Genomic DNA, 25,320 nt, shown 5'->3' on the forward strand with positions numbered 1-25,320 from the left:
CGGCGCCTGTGATCCGGCGGATCGTGACCCACCGTTCGCCGTCCGCGGAGGTCTGGAGCTGGAAGTCGTCCACGGGGTCGCCGCGGAAGTCGAGGGTCACCCTGTCGACCTCGGTGAAGCCGCCGAGGTCGGCGCGGGTGGAGTCCTGCGCGCTCGCCAGCGGCTGCGGGCCGCCGGGCTCCGCGCCCTGGGCGCGGTCGAAGACCAGCGAGGCGAACAGCACCAGGACCGCGAGGACGGCGAGGACCAGGGGCCGCCGTCTGGGCCGGGCGGCGTACGCCAGGCTGTGGGGGGATGAGGACACGGCTCTCCTTCAAGAGGTGATCGGATTCCGACACGGCTGAGAGAGCGCTCCATCCGGGAAAGTAGAAGCGCTCTCGGGTGGCTGTCAAGGCTCGGCGTCGACCCGGCCGTCCGCACACCCCTTGAACTCATCGCGTACGTACCAACGCCCCTGCCGGGCCCGGGCCCTTCTGCCGCACCGCACACAACCAAGGCCATCAAAACGGGACTTACCGCACCGCCTCCGCTACGGGTACGTGCACACCCCCTTGACGGCACGTTCCCGCGGGCGTAAACCAACTCAGCGTGAGAGAGCGCTCTCTTTCACTCAATCATTCATTCCTTGAAGCCTGATCGAAGTGCCGACCAGCGCACCATCCGCCCCACCAGGTGCCCCCCGCACCACGAGCCGACGACTCAGGAGTGTTACCGATGCGCGTACCCCCCACCGGAGACTCGCCCGCGCGGTCCGCGAGATCCGGCCCGTCCCGCCGCACCCTGCTGGCCGCCGCCGCGGCGGCGGCCGCGGTGCCCGCCACGGGACTGGCCGTCTCCCAGGCGACGGCGACGCCGCGGCGCTCCGCGGCCGGGCCGCTCGCCGACCCGGACCTCGGCCCCAACGTGATCTTCTTCGACCCCTCCTCGCCCGACATCCAGGGGCGGCTGGACCAGATCTTCCGGCAGCAGGAGTCGGCGCAGTTCGGCACCGGCCGCTACGCGCTGCTCTTCAAGCCCGGCACGTACAACGGCCTCAACGCCCAACTGGGCTTCTACACCTCCATCATCGGCCTGGGCCTGTCCCCCGACGACACGCACATCAACGGGGACGTGACCGTGGACGCCGGCTGGTTCCAGGGCAACGCCACCCAGAACTTCTGGCGCTCCGCCGAGAACCTCTCGCTCAGCCCCGTCAACGGCACCAACCGCTTCGCCGTGTCCCAGGCCGCACCGTTCCGCCGCATGCACGTGCGCGGCAACCTCAACCTCGCGCCCGACGGCTACGGCTGGGCCAGCGGCGGCTACATCGCCGACAGCCGTATCGACGGCACCGTGCAGCCGTACTCGCAGCAGCAGTGGTACACCCGCGACAGCAGCATCGGCGGCTGGCTCAACGCCGTGTGGAACATGGTCTTCTCCGGCGTCGAGGGCGCCCCGGCGCAGTCCTTCCCCGACCCGCCGTACACCACCTTGGACACCACCCCGATCTCCCGCGAGAAGCCGTTCCTCTACATCGACGGCGCGGAGTACCGGGTCTTCCTCCCCGCCCTGCGCCGCAACGCGCGCGGCACCACCTGGGGCGGCGGCAGCCCCCAGGGCGAGTCGCTGCCGCTGTCCGACTTCCACGTCGTCAAGGCGGGCGCGACCGCCGCGAGCATCAACGCCGCCCTGCGGGAGGGCAAGCACCTGCTGCTCACCCCGGGGATCTACCACGTCGACGCGCCGATCGAGATCGACCGGGCGAACACCGTGGTCCTCGGCATCGGCTACCCGACGATCATCCCGGACGGCGGCGTGAGCGCCATGACCGTCGCCGACGTCGACGGGGTACGGCTCGCAGGATTCCTGCTGGACGCCGGGCCGCAGAACTCCGACGTGCTGCTCGAGGTGGGCCCGGAGGGCTCCTCCGCGGACCACGCGGGCAACCCGACCACGCTGCAGGACGTGTTCATCCGCATCGGCGGCGCCGGCCCCGGCAAGGCGACCACCAGCATGGTGATCAACAGCCGGCACGTGGTCGTCGACCACACCTGGGTGTGGCGGGCGGACCACGGCGACGGCGTCGGCTGGGAGACCAACCGGTGCGACTACGGCGTCGTCGTCAACGGCGACGACGTGCTGACGACCGGGTTCTTCGTGGAGCACTTCAACAAGTACGACGTGCAGTGGAACGGCGAGCGGGGGCGCACGATCTTCTTCCAGAACGAAAAGGCGTACGACGCGCCCAACCAGGCCGCGATCCAGAACGGCAGTCTGCGCGGCTACGCCGCCTACAAGGTCGCCGACGACGTCACCCAGCACGAGGGCTGGGGCATGGGCAGCTACTGCTACTACAACGTGGCCCCGAGCATCATCCAGGAGCACGGCTTCGCCACGCCCACGGGCCCCGGGATCAAGTTCCACCACATCATGGTGGTCTCGCTCGGCGGCCAGGGGCAGTACGCCCACGTCGTCAACGACCACGGCGCGCCGACCTCGGGTACGTCGACGATCCCCTCCAAGGTCGTCTCGTACCCCTGAGCCGCACCGGCGGGTGCGCAGGCCCGTCCCCGGTCGTGCGGACGCCGGGGACGGGGCGGGGGCCCTGCGGGCCGGGCTCAGGACGACTCGCGTACGACCAGCGTGGGGCGGAAGACCACCGAGGACGGCGCCGCGCCGGGCTCCCTGATCTGCCGCAGCAGCACCCGCGCCATCTCGCAGGCCATGTCCTCCACCGGCTGCCGCACCGTCGTCAGCGCCGGTTCCGACGCCTCGGCGGCCTCGCTGTCGTCGAACCCGACGACGCCCACGTCCTCGGGCACCCGGCGCCCGGCGCGCAGCAGCACCGGCACGGCGCCCAGCGCCATCAGGTCGGAGGCGACGAACACCCCGTCGAGGCCGGGGTGTTCGTCGAGCAGCCGGCGCATCGCCGCGGCGCCGCCGGCCCGGGTGAAGTCGCCGTCCGCCCACGGCAGTCCGGCCACGCCGAGCGCGGCGAGCGCGTCGCGGAAACCCGCCAGCCGCTCCTGGGCGGCCGGCATGTCCTGCGGTCCCGCCACCGTGCAGATCAGCCGGCGCCCCTGGGCCACCAGGCGCTCCGCGGCCAGCCGTGCGCCGGCCCGCTGGTCCACCTCGACGAACGGCAGCGCCGCCGTACGCCCCGGCTTGCCGGCCAGCACGGTGGGCAGCGCGGTCTCCGAGAGCATCCGGGGCAGCGGGTCGTTCGGGTGCGAGGAGATGAGGACGACGCCGTCGACGTGTCCCTGGCGCAGGTACGTGAGCACCTGCCCGCGCGACGCCTCGTCGTCGGCGACCATCAGCACGGTCTGCATCCCGGCCGGGCGCAGCACCTGGAGCAGCCCGCTGAGGACGCGGCCGAAGTGCGGGTCGGTGAACATCCGGCCGATGAACGGCGTGGCGACGTGCCGCTGTTCGCGCTCGGAGACCACCAGGGCGACGGAGTCGGTGCGCCGGGTCACCAGGGAGCGGGCGGCCCGGTTCGGCGCGTAGCTGGTGGCGGTGATCGCCTCCTCCACCTTGCGGCGCAGCGCGGCGTCGACGGTGGGCGAGCCGTTGATGACCCGGGAGGCCGTCGCCCGCGACACCCCTGCCACCCGGGCCACGTCCTCCAGGGTGGCGGGGCGGCCGGGCCGCCGGGCTTCTGTTGCCATGCTGCCTTTATACCGCCCGCCGGAAGATCGCGAGAGAGCGCTCTCCCGTAGGCGGGGGCCCGTACGGCCGCGAAATACGCCCGCGAAAGGTGACAGGTCCGGCACGGCGGCGAGCGGCTCCCGCCCCGGCACCGCCGGGGCCGCCGGTGCCGCCACCAACCCGCCCTGCCACGGGACTTGCGCGAGCGGGCCGGCGACGCAACGCTACCCGCCTGCGACCCCGGGGACCGGCCGCCGGCTCCGGGTCGCGGATGCAGCATCATGGGGTGAAGTGCGTAGCCGAGACGACAGGGCACGATGGGCGAGATGATGCAACCCGGCGATTTCATGATGGCCACCAGGAGCCGCGGCTACTCGCCGCAGCAGGTCGACCGCGTCGTCGGCGACCTGCTCGCCGAGCGGGACGCCGCCGTACGCCACGCCAGAGACCTGGAAGCGCAGGTGGAGGCGAGCGGACGGCATCTGGCGCAGCTCCTCGAACAGGCCGCGGCGCTGGGCCCGCAGACGTACGAGTCGCTCGGCGAGACCGCCCGCAAGCTCTTTCTGGACGCCGAGGCCGAGGCGGAGCGGGTGCTCGCCCGGGCCGCGGAGGAGTGCCGGGAGCTGAAGGAGGCCGCCCGCGCCGCCGCGACGGAGCGCGGCAAGGAGTCGGAGCAGCAGGCCGAGCGCATTCGGGCCGACGCCGAGCAGCGGGCACGGCAGCGGATCAAGCAGGCGCACGAGACGGCTGGGCAGATCCTCGCCGAGGCGCAGCGGCAGGCGGACGGCACCCGCGAGGAAGCCCGCCAGCATGCGCAGCAGGTGACCCTGGAGGCCGCGGCCCACATCGGCGCGCAGCAGGCGGCGCAGGCCGAGCGCGAGGGGGAGCTCGACGGCGAGGCGGGATCGCGGATGCAGGACCTGGAGGACGTGCTGGGGGCCGCGGAGGGACAGGCCGAGGCCGTGCGCTCGGAGTATCTGCGGCGCCGGGACGGCAACGCGAAGCACGCGACCCGGCTGCTGCGCGAGGCGGAGCTGGAGGCGGCGGACCTGCGCGACCGGGCCTGGCAAGCGGCGGAGCGGATCGAGATCAAGGCGGCGGCGGAGCTGGAGCGCTACACCGGGCGCATCGAGGAGGCGCGGACGCGGCTGGCGGAGGCGCAGCAGTCGGTGGTCGCCATCGCGGACCCGGCCCGGCGGCGGCAGGGCCGGCCGCAGGACCGGCAGCCGCAGCAGGCCCAGCAGGCCCAGCACAGCCAGCAGGCGCAGCACAGCCAACAGGCCCAGCAGGCACTGCCCGGCCAGCACGGCCAGCACGGCCAGCACGAGCAACAGGTCCAGCACCGCCAACAGGACGGGCCGGCACAGCAGTCCGCGCAGCGGCCGCAGGCGCCGGAGTCGTCCCGGCCGTCCGTGCCGCAGCAGCCTCAGCACGACCCCGGGCCGGTGCCGCCGCAGCCGGCGCAGCAGCCCGGGGACCGGCAACCGGGGCAGTGACGTCCGGGCCGCGGGGCCCGGCCGCGAGCCGGCCCCGCGGGTTCACCGCTCGGGGACGAGTACCCCGGGGTTGAGCACGCCGGCCGGGTCGAGCGCCGACTTCGCGGCGGCGAGCGCCGCTGCGAAGGGGTCGGGGCGCTGCCGGTCGTACCACGGCCGGTGGTCGCGGCCGACGGCGTGATGGTGCGTGATCGTGCCGCCCTGCGCCGCGATCGCCTCCGAGACCGCGGCCTTGATGTCGTCCCACTGCGCGACGGTGCTGCCCCAGCGGCCGGGCGCGATGACGCCGAAGTACGGGGCCGGGCCGTCCGGGTAGACGTGCGTGAAGCGGCAGGTGACCACGCCCGTGCCCCCGGTGGCCGCGCGGACGGCGCGGTGTGCGGCGTCGGTGACGGCGTGGTGCAGCGCGCCGAAGGCGTCCCAGGTGCAGGCCGTCTCGAAGGTCTCGGCGATCATGCCGTGCCGGGCGAGTGCGTCGCGCTGGTACGGCATCCGCAGGAACGCCGACCGCCAGGCCGCGCCGGCACCGCCGCCCGGCGCCGGCTCCCCCGGCTCCCCCGCGCCGGGCCCCTCCCCCGGCTCCGCGGCACCGCCCGGCTCGCCCCGTACGCCCGGCTCTCCCGGCGCGTCCGGTGCGCCGCCGTGGTCGCGGCACAGCTCCAGCGCCCGTGCGAGCCGGTCGGCCACCGGGTGGTCCGCGGACTCGAAGCCCAGCACGAGCACGCCCCCGCCGGCGTCCACCCCCGCGTTGACCAGCGCCTCGGCCGGGTCGAGCAGTCGGCAGTTCGCCGGGTGCAGCCCGCTCTGCGCGACCGCCCGGGTCGCCGCCACCGCAGCGGCGAAGTCCGCGAAGCGCACCGACGCCCGCGCGCGCCACCGCGGGCGCTCCTGCAGCCGCAGCCACGCCTCGGTGATCACCCCGAGCGCGCCCTCGCTGCCGAGGAACAGCCGGTCCGGCGAGGGTCCGGCGCCCGAGCCCGGCAGCCGCCGGGACGCGCCGGTGCCCGCCGGCGCGACGACCCGCAGGGACTCCACGAAGTCGTCGATGTGCGTGTGGAGGGTGGCGTAGTGGCCGCCGGCGCGGGTGGCCAGCCAGCCGCCGAGCGTGGAGAACTCGAAGGACTGCGGGAAGTGCCGCAGCGTCAGCCCGTGCGGGCGCAGTTGCTCCGCCAGGTGCGGCCCGTACACGCCCGCCTGGATGCGGGCCGCGCGACTCGTCGCGTCGACCTCCAGCACCGCGTCCAGCCGCCCGAGGTCGAGGGTGAGTGCCGGGCGCCCGTCGGCGAGGCGCGGCTCGACACCGCCGACCACCGAACTGCCGCCGCCGTAGGGGATCGCGGCGATGCCCGCGCGGGTGCACCAGTCGAGCAGGTCGGCGACGTCGCGCTCGTGCCGCGGCCGGGCGACGAGGTCCGGCGGGTGGCGCAGGTCGCCGTGCAGGTTGCGTACGACGTCGCGGAACGCCTTGCCGTGCGTGTGTGCGGCGCGGTCGGCGGGGGTCGCGGAGCACAGGGCGGCCAGCGAGGCCGGCGGCTCGATCCGGGGCGGGGGCAGGGCGAGGGAGGCGACGGGCGGCGGCGCGTGGTCCTCGGGTTCGGCCGCCGACAACAGCCGCACCCGGTCCAGCAGTGCGGTGAGTTCCGCGCCGCGCACCGCGTCCTCGACGTTGCCCCAGCCCCACCAGGAACGTGTCATATGCCCCTCCTTCCCTCCACCCCCGGCGGAACACGACCCCTATGATGGCGTGAATCCCCCCCAGCAGATCACTCCTTCAGGCGTCTGTGCGGTCATGACGGCAGCCGGGCGCGGAGGAGCCGCATAGCCTCAAGCGACGATCGACGGCCGGAGGTCACGGTGCTACCAACGAGGGACAGCGCGCGGTGCCAGCACCGTGCCGGCCGGAGGGGATGACGTGACGCACGCAGGACAGTGCAGCGGTTCCGCGTTCCCGGACGCGCCGCCGGACGGCATGACCGCCGTCGCCGCGCGGCCCGGTCCCCCCTGGTCGTCGCGCTCGCAGCGGGGCCGGCGGCCCCTGAACCGGAGGCCACGATGCCGCAGTCGGACGCCCTTGCGCAGCCACGTGCGCTCTTCACCGGACCCGACGGAACGGTGCGTTCACTCTCGGCGCCGGACGGTGGGCCGTGGCACGGCCCGGCCGTCGCCGCGCCCGCCGGAAGCTCCCGTCCCGGCACCCCGATAGGGCTGGCCCACCGGACGTGCGCCGGGCAGGTGGACGCGGCCTACGCGGGCGCGGATGGCTCGATTCAGGTCATGTGGTCCGTACTGGCCCGCGGTTGGCACCCGCCCACGGCCGTCGCGCCGCCGGGGACCTGCGCGCCCGGCACCGCGGTCACGCTCGGGCACCAGCGGACGAGGGACCAGTTGGACGCACTGTGCACCGGGGCCGACGGCTCGGTGCTGGCGCTGTGGGCCGCCGCCGACGGGCCGTGGAGCGGGCCCGCGGTCCTCGCACCCCCCGGCACCTGCGCACCGGGCACCCCGGTCGGGCTGGGCCGGCGCGGGCCCGCCGAGCGGCTGGAGGCGGTGTACGCCGGCCTGGACGGATCCGTCCGGACGCTGTGGGCGGACGTCGACCACCCGTGGCAGGGGCCCGCCGTCCTCGCACCGCCCGGGACCTGCGCTCGGGGCACGGCGGTCACGCTCGCGTCCCAGGACGACGCCGGCCGGCTGACCGCACTGTTCACCGGCGCGGACGGCTCGGTGCAGGTGATGTGGGCCGACGGCGCCGGCCCGTGGCACGGGCCCGAGGCGGTGGCGCCCGCGGGCCACTGCGCACCGGGCTCGCCGGTGGCGGTGGCGTACGGGAAGTCGGCGGAGCGGCTGGACGCGGTGGTCGCCGGCGTCGACGGCTCGGTGCTGGCGCTGTCGGCCGCCGGCGAGGCGGGCTGGCACGGGCCGGTGACCGCCGCCCCGCCGGGCACCTGCACGCCGGGGACGGGGATCGGCCTCGGGCACCGGGCGGTGGACCTCCTCAACGCGGTGTTCGCCGACGCGGACGGCGCGCTGCACACCATCGTGACGCTGCGGGACGGGGGGTGGCGGCAGCCGGTGGAGATCGCGCCGCCGGGGTCGGCGGCGCCGGGGTCAGCCGTCGCGCTGACCCACCGGGGGCCCATCGCCCACGCGTGAGGCGCGCGGCCGGCGCCGGTGCCTCTCGCGGTCGGGCGCGCCCGCGTCGCCGCGGCCCCACGGCCCCGTAGCGGCATTTCCGAACATACGGCCCTAACCGGGCCGAGAGGGGCACCAACTCTCCCCGGTAATCTGCTAATTCGCATTACCGCTGCCGCAACACCCCTTGACGGCCTTCCGCGCACGGTTCTAGGTTCCTCGCACAGCAGTCAGGCAATACGCATTAGCTACCCACTGTGAAGGCCCCACTTCCCATGCCAGAAGCTCCCGGCAGGCTTACCCAGCGCGACATAGCCCGGCTCGCCGGCGTCAGTCAGACCACGGTCTCGCTCGTGCTCAACGACCGCCCCGACGCCGCCCGGATCGCCCCCGAGACCCGCGAGCGGGTGCTGCGCGTGATCCGCGAGACCGGCTACGCCGCCGACCCCATGGCCCGCCGGCTGACCAAGCAGCTCAACCAGATCCTCGGGGTCTTCACCTACGAACCCGTCTTCCCCAGCACCAGCGCCGACTTCTACCACCCCTTCCTGCGCGGCATCGAGGAGAGCGCCGAGCGCAGCGGGTGCGACCTGCTGCTGTTCACCTCCGCGCCGGTGACCGCCGGGCGGCGGCGCATCTTCCACGAGAACAACCGGCTGCGGGTGGCGGACGGTTGCGTGCTCCTCGGCCGGGAGATCCCGCACGAGGAGCTGAGCCGGCTGGTCGCCGAGGGCTACCCGTTCGTCTGCGTGGGCCGCCGCGACGACGCCGACGGCGGGCCGGTGCCGTACATCGGCGCCGACTACGTCTCCGCCACCGCCCGGCTCGTGGAGCGGGTGCGGTCGCTGGGGCACCGGCGGCTGGCGTTCGCCGGGCCGGGCGCGGGGGCGGAGTCGTCCACCGACCGGCTCGCCGGCTTCCGGCAGGCGGCCGGTCCGGACGCGCCGCACCTGGGGGCGCGGGGCGAGCCGGCCGCGGAGCAGTTGGCGGAGTTGCTCGACGCCGGGGTGACGGCGGTGTTCGTGGAGTTCCTGCACGACGCCGTCAAGTTGTACGAGGCGGCGGCGGCCCGCGGTCTGGACGTACCGCGCGATCTGTCGATGCTGGCGCTGGGCGACCCCACCGCGCCGGTGGATCCGCCGGTGGACTTCACCGGTTTCCGGCTGCGCCGCACCGAGATGGGCCGACAGGCCGTCGACCTGCTCACCCGCATGCTGCACGGCCGGGCCGAACACACCCGCCGGCTGCTGGACTGCCGCCTCGTCGAAGGCGTCACGCTCGCCGCCCCCGCCCGCTGACCGGGCCACGCACACATCCACTCCCCGCCCGCTACGACCCAGCACCCCCAAGGAGACCCATGCACGCGGACGTCCTCGTCGTCGGCGGCGGCACCGGAGGCGTCGCCGCCGCGCTCGGCGCGCTGCGCGCCGGCCGCTCGGTGATCCTCACCGAGGAGTACGACTGGCTGGGCGGCCAGCTCACCAGCCAGGCCGTGCCCCCCGACGAGCACACCTGGATCGAGCAGTTCGGCGCCACCGCCTCCTACCGGGCGCTGCGCGACGGCATCCGCGACTACTACCGCCGCCACTACCCGCTGACGGCCGCCGCCCGCGCCAAGCCGGACCTCAACCCCGGCGCCGGGCACGTCAGCCGGCTCTGCCACGAGCCGCGGGTGGCCGTCGCGGTGATCGAGGCCCTGCTGGCCCCGTACCGCGGCGCCGGCCGGCTGACCGTACTCCAGCCCTACCGCCCGGTGGCCGCCGAAACCGACGGCGACCGCGTCACCTCCGTGACCGTGGAGCGCCCCGGCGGCGGCGAGCCGCTGGTGCTCACCGCGCCGTACGTGCTGGACGCCACCGAGACCGGCGAGCTGCTGCCGCTCACCGGCACCGAGTACGTCACCGGCTTCGAGTCCGGCGCGGAGACGGGCGAGCCCGGCGCCCCCGACGAGGCCCAGCCGCTCAACATGCAGGCCGTGTCGTACTGCTTCGCGGTCGACCACGTCGACGGCGACCACACCATCGACCGCCCCGCCTCCTACGGCTTCTGGCGCGACTACGAGCCGGAGTTCTGGGGCGCCCCGCTGCTGTCCTGGCGGGCCCCGCACCCGCGGACGCTGGAGCTGGTCGAGCGGGAGTTCACCCCGAACCCGGGCGACGACCCGCTCGCCGTCGTCGCCGACCAGCGGCGGTCCGGCGGGGACCGGAACCTGTGGACGTTCCGCCGGATCGCCGCCCGCGACCAGTTCGCGCCCGGCGCGTACGCCAGCGACGTCACGCTCGTCAACTGGCCGATGATCGACTACTTCGAGGCCCCGGTCATCGACGTGCCCGACGCCGCGGCGAAGCTGGCCGAGGCCCGCGGTCTTTCGCTGTCGCTGCTGTACTGGATGCAGACCGAGGCCCCGCGCCCCGACGGCGGCACCGGCTTCCCCGGGCTGCGGCTGCGCGGCGACGTCACCGGCGGCGGTGCGGACGGGCTGGCGATGGCCCCGTACATCCGCGAGTCGCGGCGCATCCGGGCCGAGTACACCGTCGTGGAGCAGGACCTGTCGCTCGACGTGCGCGGCGGCAAGGGCGCGGTGAGCTACGCCGACTCCGTCGGCATCGGCATGTACCGCATCGACCTGCACCCCTCCACCGGCCGCGACACCTACATCGACGTGCCGTCCAGCCCGTTCGAGATCCCCCTGGGCGCGCTGCTGCCGCGGCGCACGGAGAACCTGCTGCCCGCGGGCAAGAACATCGGCACCACCCACATCACCAACGGCTGCTACCGCCTGCACCCCGTCGAGTGGAACATCGGCGAGGCCGCCGGGCTGCTCGCGGCCCACTGCGTCGAGCACGGCCTCACCCCCCGGGCCGTACGCAACACATCCCGGCTGCTCCAGGACTTCCAGCGCACCCTGACCGCCCACGGCGTCGAGCTGCGCTGGCCCGACATCAGCGGTTACTGACCGCAAGGCCACCGACAGAACCGACCTTCGAGGAGGCACCCGCATGTCTTCGCCAGCACGGCTCAGCACCCGGTCCAGCAGAGGAACACTCGTCCGCAGAAAGCCCGTCGCGCTCGCCGCCGCCGGCCTGCTCGCGCTCACCGCGTGCGGCGGCTCCGACGGCGGCTCCGGCTCCGACGGCGGTCCGGTCACGCTGCGCATGACCATCTGGACCGGCAACGAGGAGCATCTGAAGCTGCTCAACGGGATCGCCGCGGACTACCGGAAGCAGCACCCGGAGGTGAAGGAGATCAAGTTCGACACCCTCCCGGTCGAGAGCTACACCACCGCGCTGACCACCCAGATAGCCGGCGGCAAGGCCCCGGACCTGGCCTGGATCTTCGAGAACGCGGCGCCCGACTTCGTCGCCTCCGGCGCGCTCGCCGAGATCGAGGACGACGAGGACGTGCTGCCGTCGGCGAAGAAGCTGTGGCAGCACGAGGGCAAGCTCTACGCCTACCCCTTCTCCACCTCCCCGTTCGGCGTCTTCGTCAACACCGACATGCTGAAGGAGGCCGGCCAGCCCGCCCCGGCCGAGCTGATCGAGCAGGGGAAGTGGACCTGGGAGGAGGTCGCGAAGACCGGCGGCGCGGTACGGGACGAGACGGGCGAGGCCGGCATGGTCATCGGCGACTTCGACTACAAGCTGTGGGACAACCTGGCCACCGTCTGGGACGGCTGGGGCGCCGAGCCCTGGAGCGAGGACGGCAAGACCTGCGCGTTCGACGCCCCGGAGATGACCGAGGCGATGACGTTCCTGCACGATGCGATCTTCGCCGAGGAGGCGATGCCCGCACCCGGCACCACCGCGGACTTCTTCTCCGGCGAGGCGGCGATGACCGTCACCCAGATCAGCCGGGCCTCCCTGCTGGACGACAGCTTCGCCTGGGACTTCGTGCCGCTGCCGGAGGGGCCCGCCGGCTCGTACGACGTGATCGGGCAGGCCGGCCTCGGGGTGCTCGGCAACGGCGACAACGTCGAGGAGGCCGTCGACTTCCTGGCGTTCATGACGAACGAGAAGAACTCCGCCGCACTCGGCCGCTACTTCCCGCAGGCCCGCAGCTCCCAACTGGACGCGGACACCCTCGCCAAGAGCAACCCGCAGCTCAAGCCCGCGCAGCTCGAAGAGGTCGTCATCGGCGGCATCGAGAACGGGAAGGTCAAGCCCACCCACACCAACCAGGCCGAGCTGTTCGACGCGGTACGCGCCGCGCTCGACCCGCTGTGGAAGCCGGACGCCGACGTGGCGAAGACGCTCCAGGACGTCTGCTCGGCGATCCAGCCGCAACTGGAGAAGTGACGGATCCGCCATGGCCACCCTGGAACGCGTCCGGGCCAAGGCCGCGCCTCCGCCCCGGCGCGGGGACGGCTCCCGGCGGCCCTTCTGGACGGCCCGCCGCCGGGACCAGCTCGCCGGCTACCTGTTCATCGCCCCGCAGTTGCTGGGCAGCGTCCTGTTCGTGCTGATCCCGCTCGTCCTGGTCTTCTGGTACAGCTTCCACGAGTGGAACGTGCTGGCCGGCAGCTTCCACGGGGTGGGCGCGGACAACTACCGGGCGCTGGCCGACGACCCCAAGCTGCCCGGTGTGCTGCGCGCCACCGCGTTCTTCTCCGTCGGCCTGGTGGTGCTGAACCTCAGCCTCGCGCTGGCGCTGGCGGTGCTGCTGAACCAGAAGCTGCGCGGCAGCATCGTCTTCCGCACCCTGTTCTTCTCGCCCGTGGTGGTTTCGCTGGTCGCCTGGACGATCGTGTGGGGCTTCCTGCTGCAGAAGAACGGCGGCATCAACGCCGGGCTCGACCTGATCGGCGTCGAGGGGCCCAACTGGCTGCGCGGCGAGACCTCGTCGATGATCTCGGTGATCGTCGTGCAGGTCTTCAAGAACGTGGGCCTGAACATGGTCCTGTTCCTGGCCGCGCTGCAGGGCGTGCCGCGGGAACTGTACGAGGCCGCCACCGTGGACGGCGCCGGGCCGTGGCGGCGGTTCACGCGGATCACCGTGCCGCTGATCAGCCCGACGATCCTGCTGACCTCGATCATCACGGTGGTCGGCTCGCTGCAGGTGTTCGCGCAGATCGCCGTGCTCACCCAGGGCGGCCCGGGCAACTCCACCACGGTCCTCGTCTACTACCTCTACCAGCAGGCGTTCGAGTTCCACCACTTCGGCTACGGCGCGACGCTCTCCGTGCTGCTCTTCCTCATCGTGCTCGTGCTGACCGTCGTGCAGTGGCAGATGCGCAAGAAGTGGGTGTTCCATGAGTCATAAGCTGCCCCGGCGCGCCCGGCTCGTGCTCTACGGGGTGCTGCTGGTGCTCCTCGTGCCCTTCGTCTTCCCGACGTGGTGGATGGTGACCTCGTCGCTGAAGCCGGCGAGCGAGATCTTCGCGTTCCCGCCGTCGCTGTGGCCGGACGACCCCGGGTTCGGCGCGTACGAGCGGGTCTTCGACCTCCAGCCGTTCGCGCAGCAGTACTGGAACAGCATGTACATCGCGGTCGTGGTGACCGTCGGCACACTCGCGGTGTCGTCGATGGCCGGCTACGCCTTCGCGCGCATCCGCTTCCGCGGCCAGAACGCGCTGTTCCTGGTGGTGCTCACCGGCCTGCTGATCCCCAGCGAGGTCACCATCGTGCCCCTGTTCCAGATGTTCAACGACTGGGGCATGACGGACACGCACTGGCCGCTGGTACTGGTGCCGATCCTCGGCGCGCCGAGCGTGCTGGCCACGTTCATCATGCGGCAGTTCTTCATCACGCTGCCGGCCGAGCTGGAGGAGGCCGCGCGGATGGACGGCCTGGGCCGCTTCGCGATCTACTGGCGCATCGCGCTGCCGCTGGCGCGGCCGGCGCTGGCGGCGGTGGGGATCTTCACGTTCCTGCACAGTTGGAACCTGTATCTGGAGCCGATCGTGTACCTCTCCACGCCGGAGAAGTTCACGCTGCCGCAGGCGCTGACGCAGTTCACCGACTCCTACGGCGGCCCGATGTGGGACGTGCAGCTCGCCGCGGCGTCGCTGACGGCGCTGCCGGTGCTGGCCGTGTTCGTCTTCGCGCAGCGCCAGTTCGTGGAGGGCCTCGCCCACACCGGTCTGAAATGACCCCCATCTCGCCCCCTTCTCCCCCCTTCTCCTCCCTGCCGCAGGAGCCGCCATGTCCTCCTCCGCCCCCAGACGTGCCATGAGCCGCCGCAGCGTGCTGCGCGGCGCCACCGCCGGCGGCACGGTGCTCGCCCTCGGCGGCCTCGCTCCGGGCGCCGCAGCCCCTTCCGCCGCGGCGGCCCACGGGCCGTCCTGGGACCCGACGCGCTTCGGCTCGTCGTACACCGCCCGCCCGCCGGACCCCGGCGCCGTGCTCCTCGGCGGGCCCGGCTTCGCCGTCCACGGCGACGGCGAGGGCGCCGGCACAGCCGACTGCACAGCCGCGCTCCAGGCCGCCGTCGACGAGGCGTCCCGCCGGGGCATCGCCAACAAACTCGGCGACATCCTCGGCGGCGCCCGCGACTTCCCGCACGGCGACGGCGGCGGCGTCGTCCTCGTCCCGGCGGGTACGTACCGGCTGACGGCGCCCGTCGACGTGCACGACTCGGTGCGCGTCGTCGGGTTCGGCGCCCGCCGGCCGGTGTTCGTGCTCGGCGCGGCCACGCCCGGGTACGCCACGGGGACGGCGCGCGACGTGTTCTCCTTCCGGCGGCGGCCGGTCGGCGGGCCCGTGTCGTACGCGAACAACGACACCTTCGGCTCGGGTCTGGTCAACCTCGACATCCGCATCGGCCCCGGCAACCCGGACGCGATCGCCGTGCGCTTCGGCGGTGCGCAGTTGTGCCTGCTCCAGGATCTCGACATCGACGCGGGCGACGCCCGCGCGGGGATCGACCACAACGCCAACCTCCTCCACCGCGTGCGGGTGCGCGGCGGCGAGGTCGGGCTTAACGCGTACGCCGCCTCCGCGGGCTGGCAGACGACGCTGCTGGACTGCCGGTTCGAGGGGCAGCGACGGGCGGCGGTGTCGATGTTCAACGACGCCAAGCTCGTCGTCGTACGCGCCGTGGTCTCCGGTACGCCGCGGGCGTTCGAGTCAGCGCCCGGCCAGTGGCAGCACCTCTACGTCCAGGACTCCCACTTCGACGGCGTGAGCGACGCCGTCGCCGTGCTCGACGACAGCGCCTCGCTGCCCGGCGCGGAGAACGACCTGATCCGGCGCAGCAACCAGCTCACCCTGCTCGACTGCACCGCCACCGGCGTCGGCGACCTGCTGCTCCTCGCGCAGAGCGGCGCGCGCACCCGCGGCCCGCGGCCGTCCGGCCGGATCCGGGAGCTGACGTACGGGCTGCGCGTCGAACACGCGCTCGGCAGCCGGGAGTCGCGGCGCGAGGGCGTGTACGCCGACGTCGCGCCCGGCGCGCCCGGTTCGCTGATCCGCGCCCGGCTGCGCTCCGACACGCCCCCGCCGCCGCCCGTGCGGGAGTGGGTCAGCGTCGCCGACGTGGCCGCGGAGATGGGCCGCACGATCGGCGCGGGCGAGGACGACCTGCCGGTCTTCCAGGCGGCGGTCGACCGGCACGAGACGGTGTTCGTCCCCATCGGGCAGTACCTGCTCACCGGCACCCTGGAGCTGCGCCCCCGCACGAACCTCGTCGGGCTGCACCCACGGCAGACCTGGCTGCTCGCCGCCGACGGCCACCCGCACTTCGCCGACCCGGACCGGCCGCGCGCCCTGCTCGCCACCCCGCGCGGCGGCCGGAACACCGTCAGCGGGGTGGGCCTGGACACCGCGCGGCAGACGCCGGGATCGGTGAACCTGCTGTGGCAGTCCGGCGCCCGCTCGTATCTGGCGGACGTGGTCACGCAGTTCGTCAAGTGGCATCCGCAGGACGTGCAGTCCGGCGACCCCGGCTACTCCTACCGCGGCGCGCACAAGTACGGCATGCACGTGCGCGGCGGGGGCGGCACGATCGCCAACGTGTGGAGCATCAACGGCTGGGCCGAGAACGGTCTGCTGGTCGAGGACACCGACGTGCCCGCGCGGGTGTACGAGGTCTCCGTCGAGCACCACGAAACGCGCGAGGTGGTGCTCCGCCGGGTCCGCAACTGGTCGTTCCTCGGCCTGCAGACCGAGGACCACATCTACGGCTGGCGCTCGCAGGCGGTGGAGATCGACCGCTCCAGCGACATCCTGCTCGCCAACTCCGTGCTCTTCCGCGTCGCCACCGTGCAGGGCCCGTACCCGTACGCGGTCGGGGTGCGCGACTCGCGGCGGATCACGCTGCGCGGCAACCGCGGCTACCGCGACAAGACGCCGGAGTTCACGCAGTGGGGCGCGGCGCTCCGCGACACCCGGACCGGACGGACCGTGCCCGAGGTGGAGTTCACGCTGATCGAGACCGGTTAGGGGCGGTCGCGCACCGGTTCTGGTACGGCGAAGAACAGGCGTCGTTCAGGTCCGTGCCACCCCGCGGCCACGGATGATCAGCACAGTGCGGCTGACACCACGTCTCGCGGACGGAGTTCCCATGGACCGGACAGAGGACCACGGCGGGCAGCGCACCCGCCTCGACAGACGCGCCCTGCTGCAGACCGCCGTCGCCGTGCCGGCCGCCGGCGCGGTGGCGGCGCTGGCGGCGGACCCCGCGGCGGCGGCCGGGAGCGCCTCGGCGCCGGGAGCGGCCGGCGGGCGGCACGGGTACGACGGCGAGAGCCCGCGCTTCGCGCTGGCCGTGCTGCCGGACACGCAGTACCTCTTCGACGCCGACAGCGCCGACCCGGAGCCGCTGCGCGCGACGTTCCGGTATCTGGTCGACGAGCGCGCCGAGGCGAACATCGCGTTCATGGCGCACCTCGGGGACGTCACCGAGCACGGTACGGCCGACGAGATCCGGCTCGCCGCCGCCACCTTCCGCGCCATCGACGGCTCGGTCCCGTACAGCGTGCTCGCGGGCAACCACGACATCGACGGCTCCAAGGACGACCAGCGGGGCGACAGCGCGTACCTCGACGCCTTCGGCCCGGAGCGCTACCGCCGCATGCCGACGTACCGAGGCGCCTCCGACGACGGCTACAACACCTGCCACGTGCTGCGCGGCGGCGGGCGCGAGTGGCTGGTGCTGGCGCTGGACTGGCGGATCTCCGACCGCGGGCTGCGCTGGGCGCAGGGCGTCCTGGACCGCTTCCCGACACTGCCGGCGATCCTGACCACGCACGACCTCGCCTGGTCGGACGACGACGGCGCGGCGCAACTCTCCGACCACGGGCAGCGGCTGTGGGACGGGCTGATCCGCGGCAACGACCAGATCTTCCTGGCGCTCGGCGGCCACTACTGGCCGCCGGGGCGCACCGTGCTGACCAACGACGCGGGCCACGACGTCCACGTGCACATCACCAACTACCAGGACCGCTACTACGGCGGCGGCGGGATGATCCGCCTGTACGGGTTCGACCTGGCGCGCGGCGTGATCGACGTGGAGACGTTCTCGCCGTGGTTCCTGACCGGCGACCCCGGGCGCCGGTCGCCGCTGGCGGCGGAGACCGTCGAACTGACCGGGCCGGCCGACCGCTTCTCGATGGCGATCGGCTTCGACGAGCGGTTCGCCGGCTTCGCGCCCGTCGTACCGCCGCGGCCCCGGCCGCCGGCCGCGGTGCTGCCGCGGGGCACGGTCGCGTACTGGCGCTTCGACTCAAAGGGCCTGGCCGCCGCCGGCCGCGACGGCGAGCCGGTCGCCGACGGGGTACGCGCCCGCGACCTGAGCGGCAACGGCAACGACCTGACCGTACGCCGCCTGCACGACAGCGGGCCCGCCGCGCTGACCTGGTCGGAGGGCCACCACGCGGGACAGCCGGCGCACGCGAGCCTGCGCTTCGACGGCGGCAAGGGCCCGGACCGCGGCGCGATCCTGACCACCGCGGCGGGCGCGCCGCTCAACAGCGAGAAGTTCCTCTCCGGCTACACGATCGAGACGTACGTGAAGCTGCCGGAGCCCTTCGAGGGCGACCACGCCTGGATGGGCATCCTGAGCTGGGAGGGCCGCAACGGCGACGCGGGCAAGACCACCGGCTGGTCGCCGAACGAGCCGACCTGCAGCCTGAACCTCTCCCCGGAGCGGTTCCTGCAGTTCGTCGTCTACCCGCACCGCCAGGACGCCGACCCCACCTCGTGGAGCCACACGCTGCCGGTGGGCCGCTGGATGCACCTGGCCGTCGTCAACGACGGCCGCCGCACGGTCGTGTACGTGGACGGCTCGAAGATCGCCCGCAACCCGGCGCAGCGCTCGACCGGCATCGCCACCCTCGGGAAGCCGTTCGTCATCGGCGCCACGCAGTTCGACGAGAAGTTCGGGCAGGGCTTCTACGGCTGGATCGGCGACACCCGCATCGTGGCCCGGGCGCTGTCCCCGCGGGACTTCCTCACCCCCGCCGGCTCCTGACCCGGCCGCGCCCGGCGGCGGGCGCGGGATCATGGTCCGGGGCGGTTCCTGCGCGCAGCCCGTACGCTCGGAGTGCGACAGCAGGCAGGAACGCGTATGACCCCGTTCGACAAGCTCAGAGCCCGGCTCGCCCGCGTGGTACGGCGGGTCGGTCAGGCCGCGCCGCCGCGGGACGCCGTCGTCCTGCGGTGGCTCGCCTTCGCGGTCGCGGCGCTCGCCACGGCGGTGCTCGTCGTCGCCGGAACGGCCCGCTCCACCGTCGCCGACGCGGACTTCTACCGCGCGGCGCTCGACCGGGAGGACGCCTACGACCGGCTCTACGACCAGGTGCTGGTGGACCCCGAGGCGTCGGGCGTCACCCGCGACCTGCTCGCCCGGCTGCCCGTGCCGGAGGCCGTCGTCACCTCCAACCTCAAGACGGTCCTGCCGCCGGACACCGCCCGGGCCCTGGCCGAAGGCGTCATCGGGGACGCCGTGGCGTACCTGCGCGGGGAGAGGGACGAGCCGACCCTGGAGATCGACCTGCGGCCGGTGCTCGACAACCTGGGCGCCGTGGGCAACGTCCACTTCGCCGACGTCGTCGCCGACCTCCAGGACCGGCCCGCCCCCGACTACGCCGCCTTCCAGTCCGACCTGGGCGAGGCCGTGAACCGGATCGCCGGCGGCGAGCGCCCCGCGGGACTGCCGACCCTCGACCTCACCGACGCCCAGGCGGAGACCGCCACCGACACCGTGCTGCGGGCCGTACCCGCGGACGAGCGGGCGGAGCTGCGCCCGCGGCTGCTCGCCGCACTGGGCGTCGGCGACCTGGCCACGGCGCTCGCGGAGGTGGGCCCCGCGCTCTTCTCCGGGCGCCAGGAGAGCGCGGCTTCCGCGCTGCGGAACACGGTGGACGGGGTGTCCTGGGACCTGGCCGGCGAGTTCGACGCCGCGGGCGAGGAACTGCGCCCGGTGCGCGAGGCCCGCTCGTTCACCCGGCTGGGCCTCGGCTGGGTGCAGACGGGCGCGGTCCTGCTGGGGCTCGCCTCGCTGGCCGTGCTCTGGCGCTACGGGCCGCACCCCCCGGGCCGGCGGCTGCTGCGCATCGGCGGGGCGCTGGCGTGCGGGGGCGCTCTGACGTTCGTGCTCGCGCTGGTGGCACGCGGGACGATCGGCGGGAGCGTCGCCGCCGCGCCGGGAAACTGGCCGGACTCCGCCGCCCGGCTGCTGGACGACGTCCAGCACACGGCGCTGCACCGGCTCTACACCGTCGCGCTGACGACGGCCGCGGTGCCGCTGACGGCGGGGGTGCTGCTGGCCGCCGGGGGGTGGCTGTGGCACCGCAGGGCGACGGCGCTCGCCGCCGCGCGGGCCGCGGCGGGAGCCGGCGCGGCGGCCGGGGAGCCGGAGACCGGCCCGCCGGCTGCCCGGGAGACCGAGCCCGGCAGCGCCGGGGCGGCCGGAGTGCCGACGACCGCGGGTACACCGGGGACCGGCGCAGCGAAGGCCGCGGCGCCGGACGCCGGAGAGCCGGCCGGCGGAGAACCCAGTGCCGACGGGTCCGCCCCCGCCGCGCCCGGCGCAGCCGTCCCCGCGCCGGCCCTGCCGCCGCGCTACCGCTGGGGTGCGGTCGGCGTCGTCGCCGCCGCGCTGGCCGGCGCCGTCTTCGTCCCCAACGCCTTCGGCGGCGAGTCCGACCGCCGCTGCAACGGGCGCGAGGAGCTGTGCGAGCTGCGCTACGACGAGGTCGCCCAGCTCGCCTCGCACAACGCGATGGCCACCTCCCAGGACCGGTTCATCGCCCCGCTCCAGGACCCGTCGATCACCGGCCAGCTCAACGAAGGCGTCCGCGCGCTGCTCGTCGACACCCATCGCTGGGAGACGCCGCCGGAGATCGGCGAGCGGCTGGCGGAGTCGGACTTCACCCCGGCCATGCAGCGGCAGATCCGCTCCGTGCTCGACACCGTCGACCCGCCGCGCAGGGGCACCTGGCTGTGCCACGCCGTCTGCCGCGGCGGCGCGCTGCCCCTGGTGCCGGAGCTGGAGAAGATCGGCGACTGGCTGGAGCAGAACCCGTCGGACGTGGTCACCCTGGTGATCCAGGACGGCATCGACGGCGCCGGCACCCGCACCGCGATGCGCCGCGCCGGCTTGGAGGACGTGCTGTTCACGCCGGACGACGACCCCGGCACGCCCTGGCCGACACTCGGCGAGATGATCGACGAGGACCGGCGCCTGGTGGTGTTCGCGGAGAAGGCGGACGGCCCGGCGCCCTGGTACCGCAACTTCTACCGGTACGGCATGGAGACGCCGTTCGCGTTCCGCACGCCCGACGACATGACGTGCGCGCCGAACCGGGGCGGCGAGGACAAACGGCTCTTCCTGATGAACCACTTCATCACCAACAGCGGCGGCAGCCGGCTGGACGCCGGCCGGATCAACGCCCGCGACTTCGTGCTCGACCGGGCCCGCGCGTGCGAGCGGGAGCGGGGCCGGCCGGTGAACCTGGTGGCCGTCGACTACGCCACGATCGGCGACGCGCGCGCCGCCGTGCAGGTGCTCAACGACGAGCGGATCGCGCGCCACGAGGACTGAGCGGGCCGCGCATACAGCAGGCCGAGCGGCACGGCGGACTGAGCGAGACAGCGGACCGACGGCGTACGGGCCGGCGTGCCGGCGCCGCCCGTACGCGCGTCAGCCCCGCCGCGGCTCCACTCCCCCGGCGGCGCCCGCGTCGTGACGCGCCAGGGCCGTCGCCGTCGCGGCGGACGCGACGAGCGCCACCAGCGGCGGGACGAGGAGCAGCAGCGAGGCCGTCCAGCGCAGCGATGCCGCGAGGCCCAGCAGCGCCAGCGACGGGGCGGCGAGGAACCGCGCCGGGTGGCGGGCGACCAGGTGCGCCGCGCAGAGCCACAGCAGCCGGCCACGCAGCGCCGGGCGGGCGGAGCCGAGTGACAGGGCGGCCGGCAGGGCGAGCAGCCCGGCTACGGCGCAGGTGCCGCCGGCGGCGAGCGACGGCAGCAGCCAGGGGTTCTGCGTCTGCTGCCACACCGCCAGCGCGGCCAGGAACGCCGCCGCCGGCACCGCGGGCACCAGCGCCTGCGCGGCACCGAACCGCCACAGCGCGCGCAGCCCGCGCCACCAGTCCCGGATCCCGGCCTCGCCGTCCGCGGCGATCCGGTCGGCCGCGGCGCCGAGCGCGGCCAGCCAGGGGCCGGCGAGCACCGCGGCGACGAGGACGGAGACGGGGGTGACGCCGGGGGCGAGGAGCACGGCGAGGGTGCCGGCGGCGCAGACCGCCGCGCCCGCGACGGCCAGCGCCGGCAGGCTCGGCCAGGCGCCGCGCAGCACCCGCCGCAGCGCCTGGTTCTCGGCGGCCGACGCCGTGGCCGGGGGCGGCGGGAGCGCCGTCGCGCGCCGCGTCATCCGCGCAGCCCCGCCTGCGCGATGCTCGCCACGAACGAGCGCTGGAAGAGGAGGAACAGCGCCAGCACCGGCACCACCACCGCCGTGATCGCCGCGAACACCACCACCGGTGAGCCGCCGTGGCTGCTCTGGAGGGTGACCAGGCCGACCGGCAGCGTCATGTGCTCCGGGGTGCTGAGGAAGATCAGCGGGCCGAAGTAGTTGTTCCAGGCGGCCTCGAACGTCAGGATCGCCATCGCCGCGAGCGCCGGCCCCGACAGCGGCACGATGATCCGGAAGAGGATCCACAGATGCCCGGCGCCGTCGATGCGCGCGGCCTCGTCCAGCTCGCGCGGGATGGTGTGGAAGTACTGCCGGAAGAAGAAGATCGAGAAGACGTTGATGAGCGCGGGCAGCCACAGCGCGGGCAGCGAGTCGATGAGGCCGAGGTTGCGCATCAGCACGAAGACGGGGATGACCGTCATCTGTGCCGGGATCATCAGCGCGCTGAGCAGCACGAGGAAGATCCCGTCCCGGCCGCGGAAGGTGAGCCGGGAGAAGGCGTACGCGGCGAGCACGCTGACCAGCAGCGAGCCGGCGGTGGCGATCACCGCGACCTGGAGGCTGTTGAGCGCCATCCGGCCGAACGGAACGGCGTCCGGCACGGCGGCGAAGTTGTCGGTGGTGAAGGGTTCGGGGATCCAGTTGGGCGGCGTCTCGAAGGCCGCCCGCTCCGCGGTGAAGCTCTGCACGACGAGCCAGACGAGCGGCGCGATCATGACGAGCCCGACCGCGACCAGGAGGAGTTCGAGCAGGAGGGCGGCCGGGCGTACGCGCCGGCGGCTGCGGGTCCGTACGGTCACTGCTGGTGCACCCACTTCCGCGAGCCCCAGAACTGCAGCAGCGTGACGGCCATCATGATCACGAAGACGAGGAGGGAGACGGCCGCGGCGTAGCCGATCTGGAAGGACTGGAAGCCCTTTTGGTAGAGGTACATGACGATGGTGATGGTCGAGTTCTCCGGCCCGCCGTCGGGCGTGATGATCTGCACCGGGTCGAAGATCTGGAACGCCCCGATGAAGGTGATGACGGCGGCGAAGAAGATCGTCGGGGACATCATCGGCAGGGTCACGCGGAAGAAGACCTGGTGTGGCCGGGCCCCGTCCACGCGCGCCGCCTCGTGCAGTTCCCTCGGCACCGTCTGCAGCCCGGCGAGCATGATGACGAAGGTGAAGCCGATGGTGTGCCAGAAGTCGATGGCGATGATCGCGGGCAGCGCCCACGCCGGGTCGGTGAACCACTCCGGCGGCTGCACGCCGATCTGACCGGCGTAGTGGGTGACGAGGCCGAACGTCGGGTCGAGCACGTACTTCCACAGGAGCGCGACCGCGGCCCAGGAGATGACGAACGGGAAGAAGAGCGTGGTGCGGACGACGTACGAAAGGGCCCTGCTCATCATCCGGTTGACGCCCATGGCCAGCAGCAGCCCGCCGCCGAGGTGGGTGAGGACCGAGGCGAAGGCGAAGACGAAGGTGTTGGCCAGCGCCTCGTACAGCAGCGGGTCGGAGAACATCTCGGTGAAGTTGCCGACGCCGTTGAACTCGGCGGGGGTCAGCATGTCCCAACTGAAGAAGGCCAGGACGATTGCGACGACGAACGGGCCCGCCACGAAGGCGAGGAACAGCAGCAGCGCGGGGCTGAGGAACGCGTACCCGACCCAGTCGCCGCGCCGGAACCAGCCGCCGCGCGCCGCCTGCCGGGGCGCGGCGGCGCGCGTCGGGCGCGTCTGCGTCAGGGTCACAGCAGCCCGCTGAGCGTGTCGTTCGCGCCGCCCAGGGCCTCGGCGGCGGGCTGGTTGCCGAGGATGGCGGCCTGCCAGCCCTTGGTGATGGCGGCCTGGGCCTCGGCGCCGCGCTCGGGCGAGGGGATGGGGGTGCCGTATGCGAGGGCGGCGGGCAGGTGCTCGGTGCCGGCGGGGGCGTCGTCGGTGAACGCGGGGCTCGCGGCGACGGAGTTGCGGGCGGGGATGTTGGTGCCGCCGGAGGCGGCGTAGAACGTGGACGCCTCCTTCGACATCATCCACTTGAGGAAGTCCCACGCGGCGTCCTTGTTCCCGGAGGCGCGCAGGATGGGCCAGCCGTCCCAGCCGACGCTGGCGCCGGCCCCGGTGTTGCGGGGCCAGGGCACGATGCGTACGGAGTCGGTGAGCTTCAGCCGGCGCATGTCGAGGGTCGCCCACCGGCCGGCGCCGAAGGCGGCGAGCCTGCCCTTCTGCAACTGGCCGGCGGCGTCGAAGTTGCCGCCCGGCTTGGGCGAGAGGCCGTCGTCGATGAGGCTCTTGACGAACTCGGCGGCCTCGACGGCCTCGGGGCTGGCGAACGTCGCCTCGTCCCAGGCAGCGTTGTGGGTGCTGGCGCCGTTGGTGAGCAGCCAGGGCATGATGTCGAGGAACGGGAACTCGTAGCCGGCGGGCAGCAGGAACGCGCCGGTCTTCTGCTTGATGCGCTCCCCCGCGGTGCGGAAGTCGTCCCAGGTCCAGCCGTCCTCGGGGAGGCCGACGCCGGCGTCGGCGAAGACCTTGGTGCTGCAGTAGAGGACCGAGGTGTTGTAGCCGCCGGGGATGTAGTACGTCTTGCCGTCGGTGGAGCCGTAGGTCTCGGTCCACTCCTTCAACTTGGGGTCGGCGTCGCCGAAGTAGTCCTCGACGGCCTTCTTGTCCCGCTCCATGTACGGGTCGAGCGGTTCCAGGAGGCTCTTGGAGGCGAACAGCCGCTGGCCCTCCGTGGCGACCTGGACGATGTCGGGGACCTTGCCGCCGGCGATCTGGGTCGAGACGGTGTTGGCGAAGTCGCCCCAGGTGCCGGCGGCGATGCCGCGGGCCTTGATCTTCACCTTCGGCCTGGACTTGTTGAACTCCGCGAAGAGCGCGTTGAACGACTCCTGCTGGGTGGCGTCCCCCAGATAGACGAGGTCGAGCGAGGACGAGTCCCCCGACGCCGATCCCCCGCACGCGGCCAGGCCCCCCGCGGCGGGCGCGGCGAGCGCCGCCGCGCCCAGCGACCGCAGTACCTGACGGCGCGACATTCCTCCCGGTCCGACCCCGACCATGTGCGGCTCCTCTCGCTGGGCCGCGCCGTTTTCCGGCAGCGCGAACCTTTCGGCATGAATGGGCGGAACAGGGTGTGAAATCGATTTCTTACCTGATAGCCAGCCATGCAAGCAGCGCGTCACCGCGGGGGTCAAGAGGCGTGCACGCGTCATCGCCGGGCGG

General features: G+C 73.6%; 17 protein-coding genes. 11 read left to right on the forward strand and 6 right to left on the reverse strand.

The window, feature by feature from the left end; translation table 11 throughout:
* Positions 1 to 714: 714 nt before the first annotated feature.
* Positions 715 to 2,520: a coagulation factor 5/8 type domain-containing protein gene (locus tag O7599_RS03215; protein ID WP_281620539.1), complete on the forward strand. Its 1,806-nt coding sequence runs from the start codon at positions 715 to 717 to the stop codon at positions 2,518 to 2,520.
* 77 nt (positions 2,521 to 2,597) lie between these two features.
* Here the strand turns inward: O7599_RS03215 and O7599_RS03220 are convergent, their stop codons facing one another.
* A complete protein-coding gene (locus O7599_RS03220) occupies positions 2,598 to 3,650 on the reverse strand; it encodes a LacI family DNA-binding transcriptional regulator (RefSeq protein WP_281620540.1) in 1,053 nt (350 codons plus the stop codon).
* A gap of 306 nt (positions 3,651 to 3,956) precedes the next feature.
* Here O7599_RS03220 and O7599_RS03225 point away from each other — a divergent pair, with 306 nt between their 5' ends.
* Entirely contained in the window at positions 3,957 to 5,126 is a 1,170-nt protein-coding gene (locus O7599_RS03225) for a hypothetical protein (RefSeq protein ID WP_281620541.1), read from the forward strand.
* Between the two features lie 42 nt (positions 5,127 to 5,168).
* Here the strand turns inward: O7599_RS03225 and O7599_RS03230 are convergent, their stop codons facing one another.
* A complete protein-coding gene (locus O7599_RS03230; RefSeq protein WP_281620542.1) occupies positions 5,169 to 6,821 on the reverse strand; it encodes an FAD-binding oxidoreductase in 1,653 nt (550 codons plus the stop codon).
* A 417-nt stretch (positions 6,822 to 7,238) separates the two neighbouring features.
* Here O7599_RS03230 and O7599_RS03235 point away from each other — a divergent pair, with 417 nt between their 5' ends.
* The 9 genes from O7599_RS03235 (at position 7,239) to O7599_RS03275 (ending at position 21,239) form a co-directional block, all read left to right on the forward strand.
* Entirely contained in the window at positions 7,239 to 8,279 is a 1,041-nt protein-coding gene (locus tag O7599_RS03235; protein WP_281620543.1) for a hypothetical protein, read from the forward strand.
* 254 nt (positions 8,280 to 8,533) lie between these two features.
* The gene (locus O7599_RS03240) at positions 8,534 to 9,556 is read left to right on the forward strand and encodes a LacI family DNA-binding transcriptional regulator (protein ID WP_281620544.1); all 1,023 of its coding nucleotides are present in this window, start codon (positions 8,534 to 8,536) and stop codon (positions 9,554 to 9,556) included.
* Between the two features lie 59 nt (positions 9,557 to 9,615).
* Positions 9,616 to 11,214: an FAD-dependent oxidoreductase gene (locus O7599_RS03245; protein ID WP_281620545.1), complete on the forward strand. Its 1,599-nt coding sequence runs from the start codon at positions 9,616 to 9,618 to the stop codon at positions 11,212 to 11,214.
* Positions 11,215 to 11,257: 43 nt separating this feature from the next.
* On the forward strand, positions 11,258 to 12,553 hold the full coding sequence (locus O7599_RS03250; RefSeq protein WP_281620546.1) for a sugar ABC transporter substrate-binding protein: 1,296 nt from the start codon (positions 11,258 to 11,260) through the stop codon (positions 12,551 to 12,553).
* Between the two features lie 10 nt (positions 12,554 to 12,563).
* Positions 12,564 to 13,517 (forward strand): sugar ABC transporter permease, encoded by a 954-nt coding sequence (locus O7599_RS03255; protein ID WP_281620547.1) that lies wholly within the window; start codon positions 12,564 to 12,566, stop codon positions 13,515 to 13,517.
* The gene (locus tag O7599_RS03260) at positions 13,507 to 14,346 is read left to right on the forward strand and encodes a carbohydrate ABC transporter permease (protein WP_281620548.1); all 840 of its coding nucleotides are present in this window, start codon (positions 13,507 to 13,509) and stop codon (positions 14,344 to 14,346) included. The genes O7599_RS03255 and O7599_RS03260 overlap by 11 nt, the downstream gene beginning before the upstream one ends.
* A 52-nt stretch (positions 14,347 to 14,398) precedes the next feature.
* Complete coding sequence (locus O7599_RS03265) at positions 14,399 to 16,636, forward strand: glycosyl hydrolase family 28-related protein (protein WP_281620549.1); 2,238 nt, start codon at positions 14,399 to 14,401, stop codon at positions 16,634 to 16,636.
* 121 nt (positions 16,637 to 16,757) lie between these two features.
* Positions 16,758 to 18,665, forward strand: coding sequence for a LamG-like jellyroll fold domain-containing protein (locus O7599_RS03270; RefSeq protein WP_281620550.1), 1,908 nt, complete (start codon positions 16,758 to 16,760; stop codon positions 18,663 to 18,665).
* Positions 18,666 to 18,761: 96 nt separating this feature from the next.
* A complete protein-coding gene (locus tag O7599_RS03275) occupies positions 18,762 to 21,239 on the forward strand; it encodes a hypothetical protein (RefSeq protein WP_281620551.1) in 2,478 nt (825 codons plus the stop codon).
* A gap of 99 nt (positions 21,240 to 21,338) precedes the next feature.
* On the opposite strand, the gene O7599_RS03280 is transcribed toward O7599_RS03275, so the two are convergent.
* Genes O7599_RS03280 through O7599_RS03295 form a run of 4 tightly spaced genes read right to left on the reverse strand, consistent with a single transcriptional unit; the run spans position 21,339 to position 25,157 of the window.
* On the reverse strand, positions 21,339 to 22,070 hold the full coding sequence (locus tag O7599_RS03280) for a hypothetical protein (RefSeq protein WP_281620552.1): 732 nt from the start codon (positions 22,068 to 22,070) through the stop codon (positions 21,339 to 21,341).
* On the reverse strand, positions 22,067 to 22,912 hold the full coding sequence (locus tag O7599_RS03285) for a carbohydrate ABC transporter permease (protein ID WP_281620553.1): 846 nt from the start codon (positions 22,910 to 22,912) through the stop codon (positions 22,067 to 22,069). Before O7599_RS03285 ends, O7599_RS03280 begins: the two co-directional genes overlap by 4 nt.
* A complete protein-coding gene (locus tag O7599_RS03290) occupies positions 22,909 to 23,850 on the reverse strand; it encodes a sugar ABC transporter permease (RefSeq protein WP_281620554.1) in 942 nt (313 codons plus the stop codon). Before O7599_RS03290 ends, O7599_RS03285 begins: the two co-directional genes overlap by 4 nt.
* Positions 23,847 to 25,157, reverse strand: a complete 1,311-nt coding sequence (locus tag O7599_RS03295) for a sugar ABC transporter substrate-binding protein (protein ID WP_281620555.1) — start codon at positions 25,155 to 25,157, stop codon at positions 23,847 to 23,849. The genes O7599_RS03290 and O7599_RS03295 overlap by 4 nt, the downstream gene beginning before the upstream one ends.
* Between the last annotated feature and the right edge of the window lie 163 nt (positions 25,158 to 25,320).

This window comes from Streptomyces sp. WMMC500 (genome assembly GCF_027497195.1).
Lineage (GTDB): Bacteria > Actinomycetota > Actinomycetes > Streptomycetales > Streptomycetaceae > Streptomyces.

Coding starts and splice junctions, on each gene's coding strand:
- O7599_RS03215 (WP_281620539.1), top strand. CDS start 715: ATGCGCGTACCCCCCACCGGAGACTCGCCCGCGCGGTCCGCGAGATCC.
- O7599_RS03220 (WP_281620540.1), bottom strand. CDS start 3,650: ATGGCAACAGAAGCCCGGCGGCCCGGCCGCCCCGCCACCCTGGAGGAC.
- O7599_RS03225 (WP_281620541.1), top strand. CDS start 3,957: ATGATGCAACCCGGCGATTTCATGATGGCCACCAGGAGCCGCGGCTAC.
- O7599_RS03230 (WP_281620542.1), bottom strand. CDS start 6,821: ATGACACGTTCCTGGTGGGGCTGGGGCAACGTCGAGGACGCGGTGCGC.
- O7599_RS03240 (WP_281620544.1), top strand. CDS start 8,534: ATGCCAGAAGCTCCCGGCAGGCTTACCCAGCGCGACATAGCCCGGCTC.
- O7599_RS03245 (WP_281620545.1), top strand. CDS start 9,616: ATGCACGCGGACGTCCTCGTCGTCGGCGGCGGCACCGGAGGCGTCGCC.
- O7599_RS03250 (WP_281620546.1), top strand. CDS start 11,258: ATGTCTTCGCCAGCACGGCTCAGCACCCGGTCCAGCAGAGGAACACTC.
- O7599_RS03255 (WP_281620547.1), top strand. CDS start 12,564: ATGGCCACCCTGGAACGCGTCCGGGCCAAGGCCGCGCCTCCGCCCCGG.
- O7599_RS03260 (WP_281620548.1), top strand. CDS start 13,507: ATGAGTCATAAGCTGCCCCGGCGCGCCCGGCTCGTGCTCTACGGGGTG.
- O7599_RS03265 (WP_281620549.1), top strand. CDS start 14,399: ATGTCCTCCTCCGCCCCCAGACGTGCCATGAGCCGCCGCAGCGTGCTG.
- O7599_RS03270 (WP_281620550.1), top strand. CDS start 16,758: ATGGACCGGACAGAGGACCACGGCGGGCAGCGCACCCGCCTCGACAGA.
- O7599_RS03275 (WP_281620551.1), top strand. CDS start 18,762: ATGACCCCGTTCGACAAGCTCAGAGCCCGGCTCGCCCGCGTGGTACGG.
- O7599_RS03280 (WP_281620552.1), bottom strand. CDS start 22,070: ATGACGCGGCGCGCGACGGCGCTCCCGCCGCCCCCGGCCACGGCGTCG.
- O7599_RS03295 (WP_281620555.1), bottom strand. CDS start 25,157: ATGGTCGGGGTCGGACCGGGAGGAATGTCGCGCCGTCAGGTACTGCGG.